Source organism: Sphingobacterium sp. JB170, assembly GCF_900163865.1.
In the GTDB taxonomy this organism is placed as follows: Bacteria; Bacteroidota; Bacteroidia; order Sphingobacteriales; family Sphingobacteriaceae; genus Sphingobacterium.
Genome location: NZ_FUKU01000057.1, coordinates 288,631 through 305,805, shown reverse-complemented (window position 1 = coordinate 305,805; position 17,175 = coordinate 288,631). Strand labels below are relative to the sequence as shown.

16 protein-coding genes are annotated in these 17,175 nt (G+C 40.7%); 9 read left to right on the top strand and 7 right to left on the bottom strand.

The genetic code is table 11. From position 1 onward, the window contains the following. Nucleotides 1-120: 120 nt before the first annotated feature. A complete protein-coding gene (locus FM107_RS15555) occupies nucleotides 121-1,479 on the bottom strand; it encodes a sigma-54 dependent transcriptional regulator (RefSeq protein ID WP_086949392.1) in 1,359 nt (452 codons plus the stop codon). A gap of 308 nt (nucleotides 1,480-1,787) precedes the next feature. Next, the gene (locus FM107_RS15550) at nucleotides 1,788-2,282 is read right to left on the bottom strand and encodes a hypothetical protein (RefSeq protein ID WP_086949391.1); all 495 of its coding nucleotides are present in this window, start codon (nucleotides 2,280-2,282) and stop codon (nucleotides 1,788-1,790) included. Between the two features lie 99 nt (nucleotides 2,283-2,381). On the opposite strand from FM107_RS15550, the gene FM107_RS15545 reads away from it, so the two are divergent. The 3 genes from FM107_RS15545 (at nucleotide 2,382) to FM107_RS15535 (ending at nucleotide 4,112) form a co-directional block, all read left to right on the top strand. After that, complete coding sequence (locus FM107_RS15545) at nucleotides 2,382-2,606, top strand: hypothetical protein (protein ID WP_256959578.1); 225 nt, start codon at nucleotides 2,382-2,384, stop codon at nucleotides 2,604-2,606. 11 nt (nucleotides 2,607-2,617) lie between these two features. Beyond that, on the top strand, nucleotides 2,618-3,814 hold the full coding sequence (locus FM107_RS15540) for a GTP-binding protein (RefSeq protein ID WP_086949390.1): 1,197 nt from the start codon (nucleotides 2,618-2,620) through the stop codon (nucleotides 3,812-3,814). 94 nt (nucleotides 3,815-3,908) lie between these two features. Beyond that, the gene (locus FM107_RS15535) at nucleotides 3,909-4,112 is read left to right on the top strand and encodes a hypothetical protein (RefSeq protein ID WP_086949389.1); all 204 of its coding nucleotides are present in this window, start codon (nucleotides 3,909-3,911) and stop codon (nucleotides 4,110-4,112) included. A gap of 379 nt (nucleotides 4,113-4,491) precedes the next feature. Here the strand turns inward: FM107_RS15535 and FM107_RS15530 are convergent, their stop codons facing one another. Together FM107_RS15530 and FM107_RS15525 are read right to left on the bottom strand one after the other, a co-directional pair. Beyond that, nucleotides 4,492-4,770, bottom strand: coding sequence for a hypothetical protein (locus tag FM107_RS15530; protein WP_086949388.1), 279 nt, complete (start codon nucleotides 4,768-4,770; stop codon nucleotides 4,492-4,494). Next, nucleotides 4,764-5,537 carry a hypothetical protein gene (locus FM107_RS15525; protein WP_086949387.1) on the bottom strand — a complete coding sequence of 258 codons (774 nt, stop codon included), beginning with the start codon at nucleotides 5,535-5,537 and terminating at the stop codon, nucleotides 4,764-4,766. Before FM107_RS15525 ends, FM107_RS15530 begins: the two co-directional genes overlap by 7 nt. Before the next feature lie 458 nt (nucleotides 5,538-5,995). On the opposite strand from FM107_RS15525, the gene FM107_RS15520 reads away from it, so the two are divergent. Then, nucleotides 5,996-7,324, top strand: coding sequence for an ATP/GTP-binding protein (locus tag FM107_RS15520; protein ID WP_086949386.1), 1,329 nt, complete (start codon nucleotides 5,996-5,998; stop codon nucleotides 7,322-7,324). Beyond that, entirely contained in the window at nucleotides 7,308-8,012 is a 705-nt protein-coding gene (locus FM107_RS15515; protein ID WP_086949385.1) for an RloB family protein, read from the top strand. The genes FM107_RS15520 and FM107_RS15515 overlap by 17 nt, the downstream gene beginning before the upstream one ends. A 712-nt stretch (nucleotides 8,013-8,724) precedes the next feature. Here the strand turns inward: FM107_RS15515 and FM107_RS15510 are convergent. Beyond that, a complete protein-coding gene (locus FM107_RS15510; RefSeq protein WP_256959577.1) occupies nucleotides 8,725-9,747 on the bottom strand; it encodes a GlxA family transcriptional regulator in 1,023 nt (340 codons plus the stop codon). Between the two features lie 96 nt (nucleotides 9,748-9,843). Here FM107_RS15510 and FM107_RS15505 point away from each other — a divergent pair, with 96 nt between their 5' ends. Genes FM107_RS15505 through FM107_RS15490 form a run of 4 tightly spaced genes read left to right on the top strand, consistent with a single transcriptional unit; the run spans nucleotide 9,844 to nucleotide 11,570 of the window. Then, nucleotides 9,844-10,269, top strand: coding sequence for an SRPBCC domain-containing protein (locus FM107_RS15505; protein ID WP_086949384.1), 426 nt, complete (start codon nucleotides 9,844-9,846; stop codon nucleotides 10,267-10,269). Nucleotides 10,270-10,285: 16 nt separating this feature from the next. Beyond that, entirely contained in the window at nucleotides 10,286-10,663 is a 378-nt protein-coding gene (locus FM107_RS15500) for a DoxX family protein (protein WP_086949383.1), read from the top strand. Between the two features lie 44 nt (nucleotides 10,664-10,707). Continuing rightward, on the top strand, nucleotides 10,708-11,157 hold the full coding sequence (locus FM107_RS15495; RefSeq protein WP_086949413.1) for an SRPBCC family protein: 450 nt from the start codon (nucleotides 10,708-10,710) through the stop codon (nucleotides 11,155-11,157). An 11-nt stretch (nucleotides 11,158-11,168) separates the two neighbouring features. Next, on the top strand, nucleotides 11,169-11,570 hold the full coding sequence (locus FM107_RS15490; RefSeq protein WP_086949382.1) for a glyoxalase: 402 nt from the start codon (nucleotides 11,169-11,171) through the stop codon (nucleotides 11,568-11,570). A gap of 492 nt (nucleotides 11,571-12,062) precedes the next feature. Here FM107_RS15490 and FM107_RS15480 read toward each other — a convergent pair whose 3' ends face one another. Continuing rightward, entirely contained in the window at nucleotides 12,063-13,736 is a 1,674-nt protein-coding gene (locus FM107_RS15480) for a RagB/SusD family nutrient uptake outer membrane protein (protein WP_086949380.1), read from the bottom strand. Nucleotides 13,737-13,747: 11 nt separating this feature from the next. Continuing rightward, nucleotides 13,748-16,756: a SusC/RagA family TonB-linked outer membrane protein gene (locus tag FM107_RS15475; protein WP_256959576.1), complete on the bottom strand. Its 3,009-nt coding sequence runs from the start codon at nucleotides 16,754-16,756 to the stop codon at nucleotides 13,748-13,750. Nucleotides 16,757-17,175 lie beyond the last annotated feature (419 nt).

Genomic DNA, 17,175 nt, shown 5'->3' with positions numbered 1-17,175 from the left:
GCCGGGTGGTGTGAGAGGACAGATAGGGAAATAATCCCTATCTTCCTACTCGATTGGGGAGAGCCCGTCAATGCGCTAGGGCGTTTGGATAGGTAACAAAGACTTTGTTAAGCGTGCCGTTTACTTTATTTTGTATTCTTCAATTTTCCGGTATAGGGTGGCTGCTCCGATTTCAAGTAAACGGGCAGTTTCCGCTTTGTTTCCTCCTGTATGGTTAAGGATTTTTTGAATGTGCAGTTTTTCGGCACTCGCCAGAGAAAAGGCGGAAAGCATCTTTTTGCTAGTTGACAATTGTCCGCTGTCGTTTAAAAGTTGCTGCAAATCAATAGGTAAGCTGTCGGTCGTCAATTGTTCATTATCTTCCAATATAACACTTCTCTCTATGACATTGCGAAGCTCCCGGATATTCCCTTTCCAAGTATGTCTTTTCATAGCCGTTACATATTGTGGGACAATACCAGCTATTTTTTTTCCTGTTTTGCCACAAAACACTTTTAAAAAATATATTGCCAATTCGTCAATATCCGAAATCCTGTCCCGCAAGGGGGGTAATGAAATTTGGAAAACGGCTATCCTATAATATAAATCTTCACGGAAATTTCCGGTTTCTATTTCATTTTGCAAATCACGATTTGTAGCGGCAATAATACGCACATTAACTTTTGTGGGTTTGCTGTCACCAACTTTTAAAAATTCGCCCGATTCGAGCACTCTTAATAATTTTGCTTGTAAATCCAGCGGCATTTCCCCGATTTCATCTAAAAAAATAGTTCCCTGGTTGGCTTCTTCAAAAATACCTTTGCTGTCTTTAACCGCTCCTGTGAAAGCTCCTGCCTTATGCCCGAACAATTCGTTTTCCAATAGTTCTTTGCTGAATGCAGAACAGTTTACCGCGACAAAACTATGCTTGCTCCGTGTGCTTGAATTATGGATTGCTTGTGCAAACACTTCTTTACCTGTTCCTGTTTCTCCGGTCAGCAAAACGGTGGCATCAGATGCTGCTACTTTTTTCCCCGCATCAATGGCCGTTTTGAGCAGCTTCGATTTACCAATGATACGGTCAAAAGAGTATTTCTCACCTAATTGCTTTTCTAAATGCAATACCCTTTTTGCCAAAGCTACTTTTTCACCAGCTTTGTATAAAAGTGGAATAATCTTGTTATTGTCATCTCCCTTGGTGATGTAATCAAACGCCCCGTTTTTAATAGCCTGTACACTATCAGGGATATTGCCATAGGCTGTTAATAAGATAATTTCAATGGCGGGATACTTCTCTTTTATTGTTTTCGCTGTTTCAACACCGCTACCGTCAGGAAGTTTTACATCGCAGATAACAATGTCCATATCGACAGTTTCTAATTTCTTCAATCCACCTTTTATATCGCCTGCCTGCAATACATCAAATCCTTCCAAGCTGATTATCTTGGAAAGTAGATTTCGGATTTTTTCCTCATCGTCTATTATAAGTACCTTCGTCACATCTCAAATTATTACATTGTAAATTTAGGAATAATTGATTTGGAAATAATCGTAAACCCAGAAGAAACACTATTAATGTTTTTTGACTAAATTGTTGTAAGTGTCTTTCATTTATTTTCCGCTATCAAATTTGTAAAGTCACTTTCCTTTTGATGCAAGCATATGGACGGTCTTTAATCGATATGAAAGCTAAGTACCGCCATTAATCGTCCTAATGTCACTTGGTGTCCAATCCGTTAATAAAGGATGAAAAATGGATGTTATGGGCTGTCTCGGAAAGGAAGGCCTTTTTTTCTGTCGAGCCTCCCTTATTCTAATATGTTGGAATCGGTAATCCATATCTCCAATCGATCGTTTTGCCTGCGGTTCAAAACTATTTTTCCTTTTATGGTAATAGGTCGCTCGGATATTCGCTCCTTCCGACCGCCAAAAAGTGTTACCTCGACCATGGCGGGGATTCCGTTTTGTCCACAGAACATGCATTGCTGTATCGGCAGAACAGAAAGCATAAAGATATTATGTCTAAAACCAGCTTTCAGTGGTACCATATACCCCTGCAGCTGGACAGTCTTGCCATCCAAGGCTGCAAGCTGCGGTGGAAAATGAGGGGTGTATATCGTCTGGCCGTTTTTCTTGGTCACTTTGTACATCAGCATATCAAATGTTTCCCAAGTTTTATTCATCAAGGGTTTATGGTCCGCTAGGTGTTGTATTTCTTTTGATGACTGCTGTTGGGCCAGCGTGTACGTGGGACAAGTAGCTAATACTGTAAATGGAATCAGTGTCGTTATATATGGTTTCATACCGTTATGTGTCTAATCAAAAACAAATATAAAAATATTAACGCAACATTGTTGCGTTTGTAATTTTGGATTTCTATTTTTGAACCTAAAGAAATAGATATGGATATAATTCCTCACAATTTTGCAGACTGGAAAGTTTGTATCGAGAAGAAATGCGGTATTACCCTGACGCCCGAATTTGCAGCTCAGCGTCTGGCCCGATATGAAGACGAATCTCTTACGGAAACCCGGCGGTTTGTCAAACTATACGGGCAGGAGCATTTACTACGTATAAAAAGCTGGTTTCGCCAGATTATCGACCAAGAAATTGAAACACGTGATTAATAAGAAAAACCATGAACAAAAAATTGCCCGTTACCGTCCTTAGTGGTTTTTTAGGAGCAGGAAAAACATCTTTATTGAACCACATATTGCACAATAAGGAAGGTCAAAAAGTCGCTGTGATCGTCAACGACATGAGTGAAGTCAATATCGATGCGCAGACCGTTGAACGCGAGAATACACTCTCGCGCACAGAGGAAAAACTAGTCGAGCTGAGCAATGGCTGTATTTGCTGTACACTGCGAGAAGATCTTATGATCGAAGTAGAAAAATTAGCAAAAGAAGACCGGTTTGATTACCTGCTGATTGAGAGTACTGGAATTTCTGAACCTATTCCCGTAGCCCAGACATTCAGTTATGTTGATCCGGAAAATGATATTGATCTTTCCTCATTCAGCTATATCGACACCATGGTAACAGTAGTAGACTGTTACAATTTCTTTGCTGATTTTGGTAGCGCTGATACGCTGCGGGATAGGGAGCTAACGGACGAGGACCTTGATAACCGGACGATTGTTAACCTGCTGACCGACCAGATTGAATTTGCCAATGTCATTCTGCTCAATAAAGCGGATCTGGTTTCCCAGGAAACACTTGGTATTTTGGAGGCGGCAATCCATAAACTGAACCCGGGAGCTCGAATTATACGAACACAGTTCGGAAAGGTGGACCCCCAAACAATCATGGGTACCAATTCGTTTGATTTCGAGGATGCTTCAGCATCAGCCGGATGGATTAGAGAACTTGAAACCGAACACACGCCCGAGACGGAGGAGTACGGTATTTCATCGCTTGTATTTCGTTCCCAGCGGCCATTTCATCCCCAGCGTCTCCATAAGTATCTTAATGAGGACTATCCTCATAACATTATCCGAGCTAAGGGGCTTTTTTGGATGGCATCACGTCCTGATACTGCTATAAGTTTCAGTCAGGCTGGCGGTAGTGTACGGCTGGAAAGTGCGGGATCGTGGTGGTGTAGTATGTCCGAGGAAGTGCGTTATCAATACCCAAGCTATCTGGAGATCCGGAGTGATCTACTGAAACGGTGGCATCCGCAGTGGGCGGACAGGAAGAATGAACTGGTCTTTATTGGTCAAGACCTGGAAAAAGAAAAATGTCTTCTTGAACTTGAAGCCTGTCTTCTGACCGATCAAGAATCGGTCAATTGGCATAGTACGTCCTGGAAGGATGAGTTTCCTACGCATATTTAGAACGAAGTCATGCAGAAGCGGCAACGGGTCTGGGGCGCTAAGCAGTGGCTTGTTTTTTGTGGAATAAATAGAATAGACTTAAAATATATGCGTCATGGAACACAACACGGACGAAAAGATACGAGAATTGATAATTTCTCGTGTGGAAGGTGACCGCTCAATAACAGCGAGTGAACTGTATTCTATCAATCCGGATAAAGACACCGCTATCGATATTGTTAGGAGATTGGCAAAGGAAATTTCTTACGATATCGAAGCTCGATTGGGAGAGGATGGGAACCTGTATTTGACAACCTGAGAGAGATTCATCAATTCATAGCAGCAACGGTATTTCGTATAGCTTGGATGTGTGGAATAGGGGCAAGGAATAGAAGCCCATGTTTTGGTTTGCATCTTAGTGGTGGCCGTACTGCTAAAAGGACGTTTATGACTTTTGGATACAACAGATTATCCGGCGCTTCAGAAAACTAATAGACTAGGTTCGAGTACGAACTTGGTTTTACCTTAAATATACCTGCGATACCAATAATGTGATGATAGAAGAGGTGCCCCGCTAGTTTATTTGATATGAAACAATGACGGCGTTAACTGCCGTCATTGTTTTTCTTGAAAACCTGATTACCTCGTGGAAGTGCGGTTTTTCTGTAATTGTTGCGACCTGCTTCAGAAATTCATTACTAGGAGTTACCCATCGCCTCATATAGACGATTAAGCAACGTCTGTATCAGGCGGGTATTTTGATCTGAAAAAGTAAACTCGTCTGAAAATCTATTTGCTCCCCTTAGAAATTCTTTCAATTCTAGTTGATACGGTATGTGGTCCTGACCGATAAACTTGTCTTTATACTTGGTTAAGTAATTCAGATACCGTCTAACAGAAGGATCTATTAAAACTTCCTTTTCGATTAACTGAAGGAGTTGTAGGTAATCTTTTTTTATTTTTTCAGCATTTACCATGGAAGAGGGATCTCGGTTACTAACTTTTTAAAGGCGTCATCTCTAAGGACCAAAGGTACGAATATTTGCTGTTCTCCCCCAGGCAGGTGCGGGTTAACTATCCCTTCGGCAATTGGCTGTCTCGCGGTGGTCCCTTGCCAGACGTTCAACGTCTGCGCTTTAGGGACTTGGTATTCGTAGAATTTACTAAAATTATTCCATGCCGGTTGCACTGCTGTACCACCTATAACATCGCCGATTGAACCGGGTTTTTCGATGGTCCAGTATCCACCTGCAGGATTACCACCTGTAATACGGTAAATCTTTGAACCCTCGGGTAACGAAACGGGCGTGGCGTCCACAAAGTTGGCAGCTTCTACAGCCGGTAAATCTAAATCTGGACTACTCCATTCGGGATTGCTTTCCCCTGCAATTAAGCCGTTTGGCGCATAATCAGATTTTTCGATTCCGGGTATGTTATCCCAGTCTTTTACGTATACCCGTTGGTGGTAGATACTAACGGAATTTTCAAGATCTTCCATCAAATCCGCCTTGTCACTGGTCGTTGAAAATGCTTCTTTGAGTTTAGTTTTGTCCAAGCCCGCGCCTATCCATTCCATTAGTTTGGCTTTTGTACCTTTTCCCAGCGAGCTTTCAAGGTCGTCCATCCAAACGGTCGAGTTCTCAATACCATCGTTAATTAAGTCATCGTCTGATGAACAGTTTACAGCAAGTTGACTCGTTAAAATCAACAAGATTACCATCATTTTTTGTCTAAATCTAATCATAAGATTGTTAGGTGTTTGGTTAGTTTAAAAATGTATTTTATAAAAAATTAACATGCTTTGTTTTAATGTTATTTATATATTATAATTTTCATTAATAAAAGAAATGTAAAGTAAAACAATAGAAATGAACCAAGCAATAAAATAGTTAACACAATCGCTTTCGTAACATATAAATTACGATTGAAATATATGCTTTAGCGACCACGGAATTACATGTATTAAGAAAAAAATGAAGCTGTCAACTGTGCGAAAAATATCGCATAAATTTAAGGGTATGGAGCAGTTTTTTGTGGATCAACTCTGAAACCTATAAAGTGATTAAAGAAAGCCAATGCAGTTGTGGCTATAATTCATCGACCCATTTTTATACAAAGACAAGTAAAAAACAGATGACAATATAGCATTTTTTGAAAAATAATACATATTTTTGCAGAAACAATGCTAAAATAGACATTATTATGCTTATTCAGTTTTCGGTTAAAAACTTTAGGACTTTTAAAGAGAAAGCCACTATCAGCCTTGTAGCGTCTAATTATGATAAGACTACTCGTGAATCTGATAACATCTTTGAAGACAACACTTTCAATCTGCGTATTCTGAAAAGTGCCGTAATCTATGGCGCAAATGCAAGCGGGAAAAGTAAATTTATGGAGGCTTTAATGTTTATGAAACATTTCGTCATCACAAGTTCAAAAGATAGTCAGAAAGGCGATAAAATCAATATTGAACCTTTTAAATTGAGTACAGAAACCGAACATTTGCCAAGTGAATTTGAGATTGTTTTTACTTTTCAGAATGAGATGTACAGATACGGTTTTGAAGCCGACAATGAAACTATTATCTCTGAATGGCTTTATCACAAACCGAAAACCAAAGAGGTAGAATTGTTTTACAGAGAGTTTCAAGATTTTGAAACACACGGAAGAAATTTTTCCAAAGGAAATACGGTAATTAAAGAAGGGTTGGTTAGAGATAATGCCTTATTGGTTTCAGTAGCCGCACAATTCAATGATGCTATTTCTATTAATGTGATTGATTGGTTTAAACAATTAAAAACTATTTCGGGACTAAATGAAGAAGGTTATCAAGGTTTCACAATGAGCAAAACCGAAAGCCCTGTTCATAAATTAAAAATTCTCAATCTTCTCAGAGCAGCCGACTTGGGTATTCAGGATATTAAACTTCAAAAGTTGGATATTGATCAACTGCCAAAGGATATGCCCAAAGATTTGAAGGAACGAATTATTAAAACTATTCGTGACGAAAATACTGAATTTATCTCTGACGTTATCACTTTTCACAAAAAGTATGATGCTAATAAAAAAAATACAAATGAAACCGTGCATTTCTCTTTGGACGAAGATGAATCGTCAGGAACAAGGAAATTTTTCGCACTTACGGGACCTATTTTAGATGTTATTGAAAATGGTTATACGCTTGTTGTAGATGAATTGGATTCTAAACTTCATCCAAATTTGGTTTGTAAATTGGTTGGTCTTTTCAATTCAAAAGAGATTAACAAAAAGAATGCTCAACTTATTTTCAACACACACGACACTAATTTATTAAGTTCGGGATTATTCAGACGTGACCAAATTTGGTTTGCCGAAAAAAACAAATACGGAGAAGCCCGACTTTATTCATTAGGCGATTTCAAATCGGAAAGCGTTAGAAAAACCGAAGCCTTTGAGGATAATTATATCAGAGGAAAATACGGTGCCGTTCCCTATTTGGGATATTTTGATAATCTGACTAAATTTTTGCCGGAATATGAAAATGAAAAATAAAAGAGCGGAACAAATTGGGGCAAAGAAACGACACAGAGAACAGTTAAAATCAAAGCGTAGAAACGAACCTGTTTTTGAAAGAAGAGAGCCCGTATTGCAGGAAAAGCCAACAATACTGATTGTCTGCGAAGGAGAAAACACAGAACCCTCATATTTTAGTCAGTTCAGACTTTCTACTGCAACGATTAAATCTATCGGAGAAGGATATAACACGATTTCTCTTGTAAACAGAGCTGCCGGATTAGCTAAAGAAAAAGATTACGAACAAGTTTGGTGCGTATTTGACAAAGATGATTTTGATGTAACCAACTTTAATAATGCCATTGTAACAGCAGAAGCACAAGGCTTTGGAGTTGCTTATTCAAATCAGGCTTTTGAATATTGGATAATTTTGCATTTTGACGACCATCAAGGAGGCGGAATGCACAGAAAGGACTACGATAAGAAACTCAACAGTCTTCTCAAACCTTTTAAATTGGCTTATGACGGAGAGAGAAGTAAAATTATTACAGAAGAAATATTTGAAGTGTTAGACGGAATTGACGAGAAAACGAATCAAGAGAGAAAAGTGTTAGCAATTCAAAGAGCAAAAAGGAATTACAAACAGTTTGAACACGCCAATCCCGCGACAGAAGAATCGTCAACGACTGTATTCAGACTTGTTGAAACATTATTAAGATACACGTAAGCAGACAATACAACGACAGTAATAAGGGTTCTCGCAATCGTGGAAAGGTGTAAGTTGAACTGTCATCTAAATAATTTTTATATTAGACACAGATAATGGACAAAGAGAAATTCGATTTTGAGCGCTTCAAAGATGAAGCGATGAAAGGCCTTTCTGAAGGTAAGCGGAATTTCAAAAGTATTTTGATTTAAAGAAAATTCAAAATGCAAAAATTGTGCTGGTCTTCGCGGTCGATGGTGTTTATTGCAATGTGATTCCATTTCCGCACAAAATTTTTCATCCTCAGGGGTTGTGTAAAGAAGAATTAGCCCGCTTTTTCTGTTGGTGCGAGAAATTAAATCTGTTTATCAACAGGCCGTTGCTTCCGAATTTCCACGGTGCTGTTTTTATTTAAATTGATTGACCACAATACACAAGACAAATAAATTCTATTCGTGCTCAAAGAATTGGGAAAACCAAAGACACTTGTTACCCGCACATAATATTCGTTGGAGAATCAGGGTTATAAATCGGGCAATGGGTCATGTTTTTGTTAATTTTCATGATGCTTGGCAGCGGTAGATTTGGTTTTCCAAAGTAAGATTCGTTGTATATTGCCTAGCAAATAACACATCAAAATTCAAAATGAAGTTTCCGCAAAAGACTACGTGGGTTTACCAATCCGGAGGAGGAATTGACGCGGTTTTAGCTCGTTATTATGGGCTAAATTTCGCTACACTTCATTTGCGACCTTTGCAAACTTATTTCTGTACTCTAAAGGTGTAAGGCCGGTAACCTTTTTAAAGATATCTCGAAAAGCTTTCGTGTCTGTGTAGCCCACATCAAACATAATTTCAGTTACGTTTCTTCGTGAGGCCTCAAAGAAAATTTTGGCGGCTTCTATGCGGACCCTTTGTATATATTCTATAGGCGTATTGTTGGTAGCCTCTTTAAATTTTCGTTCAAAAGTTCGGCGACCTGTATTGATCAGTTTTGCCAACAAGTCTATTGATATTTTATTACAATAGTGCTTTTCGATATAGTCCTGTACTTTTTTAATGTCCTCGTGTCCATGATTCCGTTGCCCCTTGAATATTGCAAATTGAGATTGACTATTTCTTCCAATGTCCAGTGCGAAATATTTTGAAATCATGATTGCTATTTCTCTATCTGCGAATTTTTCAACGAGGTACAAAATTAGATTCCATAAACTACTCGCGCCACCACTACTGTAAATATTATCGTGCTCGGTGATAATGGCCCCATCTTCTACCTCCACGGTGGGGTACCGTTCTCTAAACTCATTGATATGGGCCCAGTGTGTCGAACATTTTCTGCCATCTAATAGCCCTGTTTCGGCTAGTAGGAATGCCCCAATACACAGGCTGGCAAGGCTTGAGCCTTTTTCATATAACTTTTTAAAATAAGGGATCGCCTCGATATTAGCCCGGATACCTTCGGAAGTATTACCAAAGGCCGGAGGTATGATTAATAAGTCCGTTGTAGTCACATCTTTTAGCAGGCGATCTGTCTTTATAATACATTCACCTTTGTTCGCAGGCACATATTCATGCAGGCCAACATATTCAACTTTGAAAAGGGGCGCTTTACCAAAAGTAGTTAAAAACTCGTTAGCCATATGAAAGGTTCTGAATGCAGGTGTAACCGCTTCAATTACTCCGTACTCAGGTACAAAAACAGAAATCTGCATAGCAACGAATGTATTAAGCTGCAAGTTAAAAAATAGTTTTGTCATAATCTACCCCTAAAATTGTCGTTTTCGCAACAGCCACATTCTTATATACGGTCGTAATTTTGAAATGTAAAAATGAACTAACTAAAATTATAAGACATGGCACTAGCAACAAGAATTACAATTGAACGAGTAACAAATGCGTCTTTAGTGGACCTCTGGAAAGCATGGCATACGCCGAGTGACATCATGAAGTGGAACACACCGGATCCAGCATGGCATACCCCTAGCAGCGAAAACGACCTGCGCGTTGGCGGGAAGTTCAAACATCGCATGGAAGCAAAAGATGGGAGTTTTGGTTTTGACTTTGAAGGGATCTACGATATGGTAGAGCCATATAAAGAGATTACTTACACTATGCCCGATGGAAGAACCTCTACAACGTTATTTGCGGCAGCGGATGGTCAAACCCATATAGTAACTACTTTTGATGCCGAAACAGAAAATGATCCTGAGCTACAGAAACAGGGCTGGCAGGCTATTTTGGACAATTTTGTCAAATACGTTGAATCAACAGATCTATAACTTAATATTTAATCCTATGAAAAAGTACAAAATTATCTTTTGGATAGCGACGACGATTATCATCCTTTGGGAAGGAATTATGCCGCTTAGCACGCTTCTTTTCGCGCCGGAGCAAGCAACCATTGGTACGCGACCTTTAGGTTATCCGGATTACTTCGCCTATGCTTTGATTATGTTCAAGGTGCTTGGTGTAATCGCAATTTCTTTACCCAAAATTCCAGAAAAACTAAAGGAATGGGCATATGCAGGGCTTACATTTAGTTTAATCTTTGCATTCATTAGTCATGGGTGTGTCGATCAGAATTTTCTGTATATGCTTTTGCCCTTAGTGGTGTTGGGGATTCTTGCCGTTTCATATATTTATAATTATAAAATTCAGAAAAACAGGCATTAAGAATGTCTGACGAGTTAATAATCAATAATCAAATTTTTAAAAAAATGGAAAATCAAACTGTTTCCTTACATCGGGTTATCAAGGCTAGCCCAGAAAAAATATTTCGAGCATTCGAAGACCCAATAGCGCATTCAATCTGGTTGCCTCCGTATGGGTTTATGTGTACGGTCCAGGAATTCGATTTTAAAAAAGGTGGAAAGTTCCATATGACCTTTATTAATTTCAGTACCGGAAATGCGCATTCATTTGGTGGATCATACTTGGATATAAAAAGCAACGAATTGATCAAATACAGCGATACATTTGATGATCCGAATCTACCGGGAGAAATGACGACAACGATATGGTTGAATGCAGTTTCATGTGGTACTGAATTTAAAGTGCTTCAGGAGGGTATTCCTTCGGTGATTCCTCCAGAAATGTGTTACTTGGGTTGGCAAGAGTCGCTGGAGAAACTGATTAAGCTTGTTGAAGCTGAGATTCCGGATGCTTAAATCAGTTCATTATGCATAACCCTAGTCGTGGTAAATATGTCTGTGCGATCCTCATTACGTTTTCTGGTAATTGCAGGAGAGCACTTACATATTACCAAAGTTGTTTTGGCGGTACATTGAAATTTCAAACTTTTGAACAAGAACTAAAAGAGTATGCAGAAGTACCCGTGGTAAGTGGATCATTGGTTTCCGATTGCATCGTTATTTATGGCTCGGACTTGGTTCATGATGAAGGAAGACAACTAGGAAATTATATGTCCATTTTTTTGAAGTGCAGAAATATAAGTGAACGGCAGACGCTTATTAGGAAACTATTTTTGGATAAATATAATGTTTCTGCCAAAACTGATGATGACCAGCACCTAGTCGAGGTAATCGATGCCTTTGACGTTCGGTGGGTGCTAGGGATTTAGTGGCGTTGCTGCGCGGTTAATTGTCGAATGTTTTTTTACGGAAATGTGTTGATCAATTATTTTGTGAGATATGGATCGGATGCAAAACAAACGGCCCCTCAAGCGATGTGGGCAGGACCTTATCCGCCGTATAAAAGCTGGTTTCGCCCGATTATCGACTAAAACACCAATAGAAATGATTAATGAAAAAAACAAAGACAAATCAGGTGAAAAACTCGAATATCCACCGCTAAAAACGCTGTTGATTGAACGGATACGAGTAGTATAAAAAGTAGAAATTAAATTTCGTTATCCGAGCAACAGCGCCGGATATAATTATGAACTTTCACGGATAAAAATCGAGAAAAAAACTCGGGATATGGATATCGCCACCGGTGTCGATAAATGGGGATATTTTTCATTTGTAACCGTGTAGTAACGAAAAAAAACCGTCTCGTTGTTAAATTCGAGACGGTCTAATTTTTGCCAAGATGGCGGGGTGATTAGTGTAATTTAGAAATTACCTTTGTCTACGTCCCACCATAATCTTGTTCCACCGTTATCAGGTCCGTTTAAAAACGAAATTGCTTTTTGAACTTCACCGTTATTCGTGTTGTACTCATTTTGGCTAAATGGAATTCTACGTATTTGAATTTCCGTGTCGATCAATCCGCCGCTATTATTTTGTGCGACAGGGAACAATTTCGGATAACCCGTTCTTCGAAATTCCGACCATGCCTCCTGGCCATCAGGAAATACCGCGAGCCATTTTTGCGTGATGATACGTTCTAGCTTTTGTTCGTCGCTGGCCGACTCATTCCATTTAATCGTGATGGATGAGGGTTTTGGTGCATTGTTTTTGCTATTGTTAGGGTCGACATACGCGGCCGGGGTGTTGCTGCTATTTGCGAAGTAGCTTTCTGCACCCTGCGCACCCCACTGGGAAAATGATAATTGGATACCGCTCTCGTACAGGCTTTTTGCCGTCCCGCCAGCATTGGACCAGCTGCGCAGTGCTGCTTCAGCCTTTAAAAAGGACACTTCCGCTGCAGTCAATAAAATTGGCGCAGTAGATTGCGTAAAAGAGGGCGATGATCCGTCTTTGAAATTAATTGTCGAGTAGCTTGCATAAGTGCCTTTTACCACTCCAAATGCACCGGTGCGTATCCCTTTATATCCAGTAACTTTATCACCAGTAGCCTTGTCTAAGTATTTTCCGATACGTGGATCTTGATAACCCGAAAGGTAGGACTCTAAAGAAGCATTAATATTGATATCCCCCCAGTTGTTTGAAATAAATTCAAGGACATTATAAAACCCGCTTTCACGATCGATTCGAACGGTGGCGTTATCGGTATTTTCGGAAATTAACTGGTTGCTAGCTAGTGCTTTTTCTCCTTGTTCTCTGGCAAGCGTTGGATTGACTTTTACGATCCGCATCGCCAGGCGCAGGCGCAATGAATTTGCGAACTTCAACCACTTGGTAAAGCGCTCCTGGTCGCTGCTACCACTATAAATTAAGTCGATTTCGTCTAAATTGGACGGCATCTCCGTCACGCCCGAACCATTAATGTAAGCCTCAAGAAGTTCGGTGGCCTCGTCGAGCTCGGCAAACATAGCCGTGTAAACGGCTTCTTGGGAATCGTATGGTATATTGGTATCGGTATTTTTCCCAACTATGCTATAAGGAATCGGACCGTAAATATCGGTGACGCGGCTTGTAGCGAGGACCTTGGTGGTTAATACCGCTCCCCATAATGCGGGATAGGTTGTTTTTACGCCACCTTTTTCCAACTTATCGATAGGGCCAAGGACGTCTAAATACAGCACTTTAAAAGGTTCTGTATTCCATGAGCTTACTAATGCATAGTTCATGTTGTTCTGCCCGCTGTTAAAAGGGTTGGCACTCATCATATACCCACCATACACATCACCCATTAAGTTTTGCTGTAGCTGATAGGAATTTGGGTCGATACCTGAAAAATTTAGTATAGCGCGCTGAGCATTAGTGAAATACAGCTTTAGGTTCTCATTATTGCTTAGTAAGTCCTCCGGTGTGAGGCCCGTATTGTCTGTGTTGTAATCTTCGAAGTTCTTTGTGCAGCCCTGGAAAAAGCAAGCCATTCCTGCTGAGAGGATGACCGGTAATATATATTTTTTTGTGTTCTTAAGATTCGTAATTAACATGATTTGGATGATTAAAAATTAACATTTAACGACAGTCCATAACTTCTACTCGATGGCATCATGAAGATGTCGATCCCACTTAAACCATTCGCCGTGGACATCGAAGTCTCCGGATCAAATGGAGCATCCTTATAGAGGAAGAATAGGTTGCGTCCAGTAGCGGCAACTTTTACCCCTTTGAAGAATTTATGTTGGATTTTGAAATTATACGACAGCTCGACTTCTCTTAGGCGTATTGCATTACCGCTATACATATAATTTGTGGTCACCGGTCCGATCCCGCCAACGGTTGTATACCATGTCTGCGGATCAACCGCGTTAACGGCGTCTCCAGCAGGATTTACGCCATCGATGGCTACGCTACCAAGGTCACGCGCCTGGCCGCTCCGCTCGGAAACACCGTAGCCATCCATCACAGCTTCAGTGATTGATAATACGTCGTAATCAAATTTCCCGTCTATTAGAAAGTACAGTCCGAAGTTTTTGTAGTTCAATGTATTGCTCCAGCCCATCTGCCATTGCGGATTTGCATTTCCTACTTTCACATATTCCGAACCTTTCAAAGGAACGTTTTGATCGCTCAGGAGAATGCGCCCCTGGTCGTCGCGCTGAAAGTCGATGCCATAGATGTCCCCGAAAGAACCACCTACTTCAAATTTGGAGGCGTAGTTGTTACGCCCCTCGCCAGTTAGCGAAAACTCTTTAATACGGTCGTCTAACGCTTTAATAGTGTTCTTGTTTTTCGAATAATTTAATGCCGTGTTCCACGAGAAATTTTCATTACGGATTGCATCGTAATTCACTAATAGCTCGATACCTTCGTTTTGAATATCCCCTGCATTGATCGCATAGGAGCCAAATAAGCTGGCCTCGCTTGCGGCTATTTCGAAGTACTGGTTTCTGGTATTGGTTTTATAATACGTGAAGTCAACACCTACTTTATTGTTAAACATCTTAATCTCGGTACCTGCTTCAATCGAGCGTGTGATTTCCGGTTTTAAGGTAGCCAGTGAAGTAAGCGTGTTGATGTCGACATTTCCGTAATTCCCAAAAGAATTCAGCAGGTAGCTCTTGTATGCGGGCAGGTCATTTCCTACTTCCGCGTATGAGCCGCGTATCTTCATGAAGTTTATGAAATCGGGAAGGTTAAGTTTATCATGTACATTGGCACTTAAACCGACCGATGGATAAAAAAACGATGGGGAGTCGGTAAAGGCCAGCGAGCTGGACCAATCGTTACGCGCCGACAAGTCAAGGAACAACCATCCGTCGTAATCGAAATTAGCACTTCCAAATACGGATTGTAGCTGTCTGCGGTTGTTGCTTTCTGTGGTCGTTAATGGTGTGGTCGTATTCTGGGCAACAAAGACATTTGCGATCTTCAATCCCTCCGAACCCGTATTGAACGACGTTCCTTCCGTATTCCAGTCGGTCACACTTGTACCGAGCAGTCCTGTAAACTTGATTTTATCTGTTATCTGCGTATTGAAAGTCGCGATAAAGTCAGCATATTTTTGGGTTATGGTGATGTTAGAATTGTTGTACCCGCCATTTTTTTGCGCGAGAATAGATTGGGTACTTGCATACATCTTACGGTCATATACATCGTGCGTGCGGTCCATGCTTCCGCGCGCTTGTAGGCTTAACCAGTCATTCACTTTGAACTGCGCACTTCCATTTAAGATCAATCGGTTCTTATCAGATCTCGCTGGATTTCTATTTTGAATCCACCATGGATTTTGCTGCGTGGTTTCGCTATCGCCTAGATTGTGCCAGTTCTGCGAATATTTATTGGTGGCTGGATCGAACGTTTCAAACTGTTCGTAAGAGCTTAGATCTAAATTTCGAGGCATGAGATAGAGTCCGACAATCGGATTAAAGTAGAAGCCTGTGAGTGGAGAATTTTCCAGCTTCTGCTGTATGTAGTTTGCACCGCCTTCTACTTTTAGACGATCATCAAAAAAGCTAGCATTTTGCTTAATATTGATGTTATGTCTGCTCAATTCATTTTCCGGTAATAGTCCTTTAGCCTCGGTATTGGCGTATGACAAATAGGTTTGCATCTGTTCGTTGCCTTTGGAGAGACTGAGTGAATTGGTGAAGTTTGTTCCCGTATTAAAGAATGATTTGGTTTGGTCGGATGCTTTTTGATCCATTGTCTCCCCCCAGCTGTTTACCGAGTTTACATCTGTCTGCCCGTCCATGCCTTGTCCATAATTGTTTTGGAATTTCGGTAGTGTAGCAGGGGTTTCGATTTGTGCGCTGCTGGAAAAATCAATACTTGTGCGTCCGTTTTTTCCAGATTTTGTGGTGATCAAGATAACGCCGTTAGCAGCTTGGCTACCATATAGAGCGGCAGCCGATGCGCCTTTTAGCACGGACATACTTTCAATGTCTTCGGGGTTGATCATAGCGATCGGGTCTCCAGAGTCGCGTTCACCACCAAAAACGTTTCCCGGCTGCGAACCCACCGAATTGTTGTTTAGGGGCACTCCATCGACTACATAGAGGACTTGGTTACTCCCCGAAGCAGATTTGTTCCCGCGTAGCACGACCTTCGCCGACCCACCAATGCCAGAGGAGGAAGAGGTAATATTCACACCAGCAACCTTTCCATTGATACTGTTTATTAGGTTCGTTCCTTTTGCACGTGTAAGTTCATCGCCCTTTAACTGTTGAGTAGAATACGTTAAAGACTTTTGTTCGCGGCTGATGCCCAGGGCCGTAACGACTACTTCTTCCAGCTCCTCGTCTGCAGGCGATAGAAAAACCTCTAAGTTGGATGAATTAGAGGTCTCTACGGTTTGGCTGAGGTACCCAACGAAGGTAACCTCGAGGCTCTTTACCGAATTTTCAACGGATAAACTAAACTCTCCTTGTTCGCCCGAAGAAGTGCTCTGGCTTTTATCTGGCGTGCTAATGCTCGCTCCTGTGATGGGTTGTAGGGTGTTGGCATCTTTTACGATACCCTTTAAAGCGACGGTTTGGGCATAGGCATGTCCACAAATTAGCGTCGTCATCAAGCATATTGCTCGTAAGAATATGCTGCATTGTTTTGTAAACTGTTTTTTCATAAATAATTTGAACGTTATCGTGTAAGCGATTGCAGAAGTTCGAAGCAATCGATCGCGGTAAGGTATTTAGTACTGGGGGTTATTAAATGTTAAAATATGTGAAATTTATGCGCTGGATGTCCCTACGGACTGAATAACAAATGTTTGCGTGTTTCATCTTGTTATAAGCTTCAAGTGCATAAATCGGTTGTTGTAACAACGAAGGTACATTGGTAGGTGAACACGCACGAGGATTACACGAATTACCTACTAAAGGCTGCCCCGATCACCCTGCTGCGAACTTTAATAGTAAGTATACATACCAATAATACTTGCTCAGAAAATCGACGCATTCTTATCTAAATGCAATACGGAATTATTGGTCG

Coding starts and splice junctions, on each gene's coding strand:
- FM107_RS15550 (WP_086949391.1), bottom strand. CDS start 2,282: ATGAAACCATATATAACGACACTGATTCCATTTACAGTATTAGCTACT.
- FM107_RS15545 (WP_256959578.1), top strand. CDS start 2,382: ATGGATATAATTCCTCACAATTTTGCAGACTGGAAAGTTTGTATCGAG.
- FM107_RS15540 (WP_086949390.1), top strand. CDS start 2,618: ATGAACAAAAAATTGCCCGTTACCGTCCTTAGTGGTTTTTTAGGAGCA.
- FM107_RS15535 (WP_086949389.1), top strand. CDS start 3,909: ATGGAACACAACACGGACGAAAAGATACGAGAATTGATAATTTCTCGT.
- FM107_RS15530 (WP_086949388.1), bottom strand. CDS start 4,770: ATGGTAAATGCTGAAAAAATAAAAAAAGATTACCTACAACTCCTTCAG.
- FM107_RS15525 (WP_086949387.1), bottom strand. CDS start 5,537: ATGATTAGATTTAGACAAAAAATGATGGTAATCTTGTTGATTTTAACG.
- FM107_RS15520 (WP_086949386.1), top strand. CDS start 5,996: ATGCTTATTCAGTTTTCGGTTAAAAACTTTAGGACTTTTAAAGAGAAA.
- FM107_RS15515 (WP_086949385.1), top strand. CDS start 7,308: ATGAAAATGAAAAATAAAAGAGCGGAACAAATTGGGGCAAAGAAACGA.
- FM107_RS15510 (WP_256959577.1), bottom strand. CDS start 9,747: ATGACAAAACTATTTTTTAACTTGCAGCTTAATACATTCGTTGCTATG.
- FM107_RS15505 (WP_086949384.1), top strand. CDS start 9,844: ATGGCACTAGCAACAAGAATTACAATTGAACGAGTAACAAATGCGTCT.
- FM107_RS15500 (WP_086949383.1), top strand. CDS start 10,286: ATGAAAAAGTACAAAATTATCTTTTGGATAGCGACGACGATTATCATC.
- FM107_RS15495 (WP_086949413.1), top strand. CDS start 10,708: ATGGAAAATCAAACTGTTTCCTTACATCGGGTTATCAAGGCTAGCCCA.
- FM107_RS15490 (WP_086949382.1), top strand. CDS start 11,169: ATGCATAACCCTAGTCGTGGTAAATATGTCTGTGCGATCCTCATTACG.
- FM107_RS15480 (WP_086949380.1), bottom strand. CDS start 13,736: ATGTTAATTACGAATCTTAAGAACACAAAAAAATATATATTACCGGTC.
- FM107_RS15475 (WP_256959576.1), bottom strand. CDS start 16,756: ATGACGACGCTAATTTGTGGACATGCCTATGCCCAAACCGTCGCTTTA.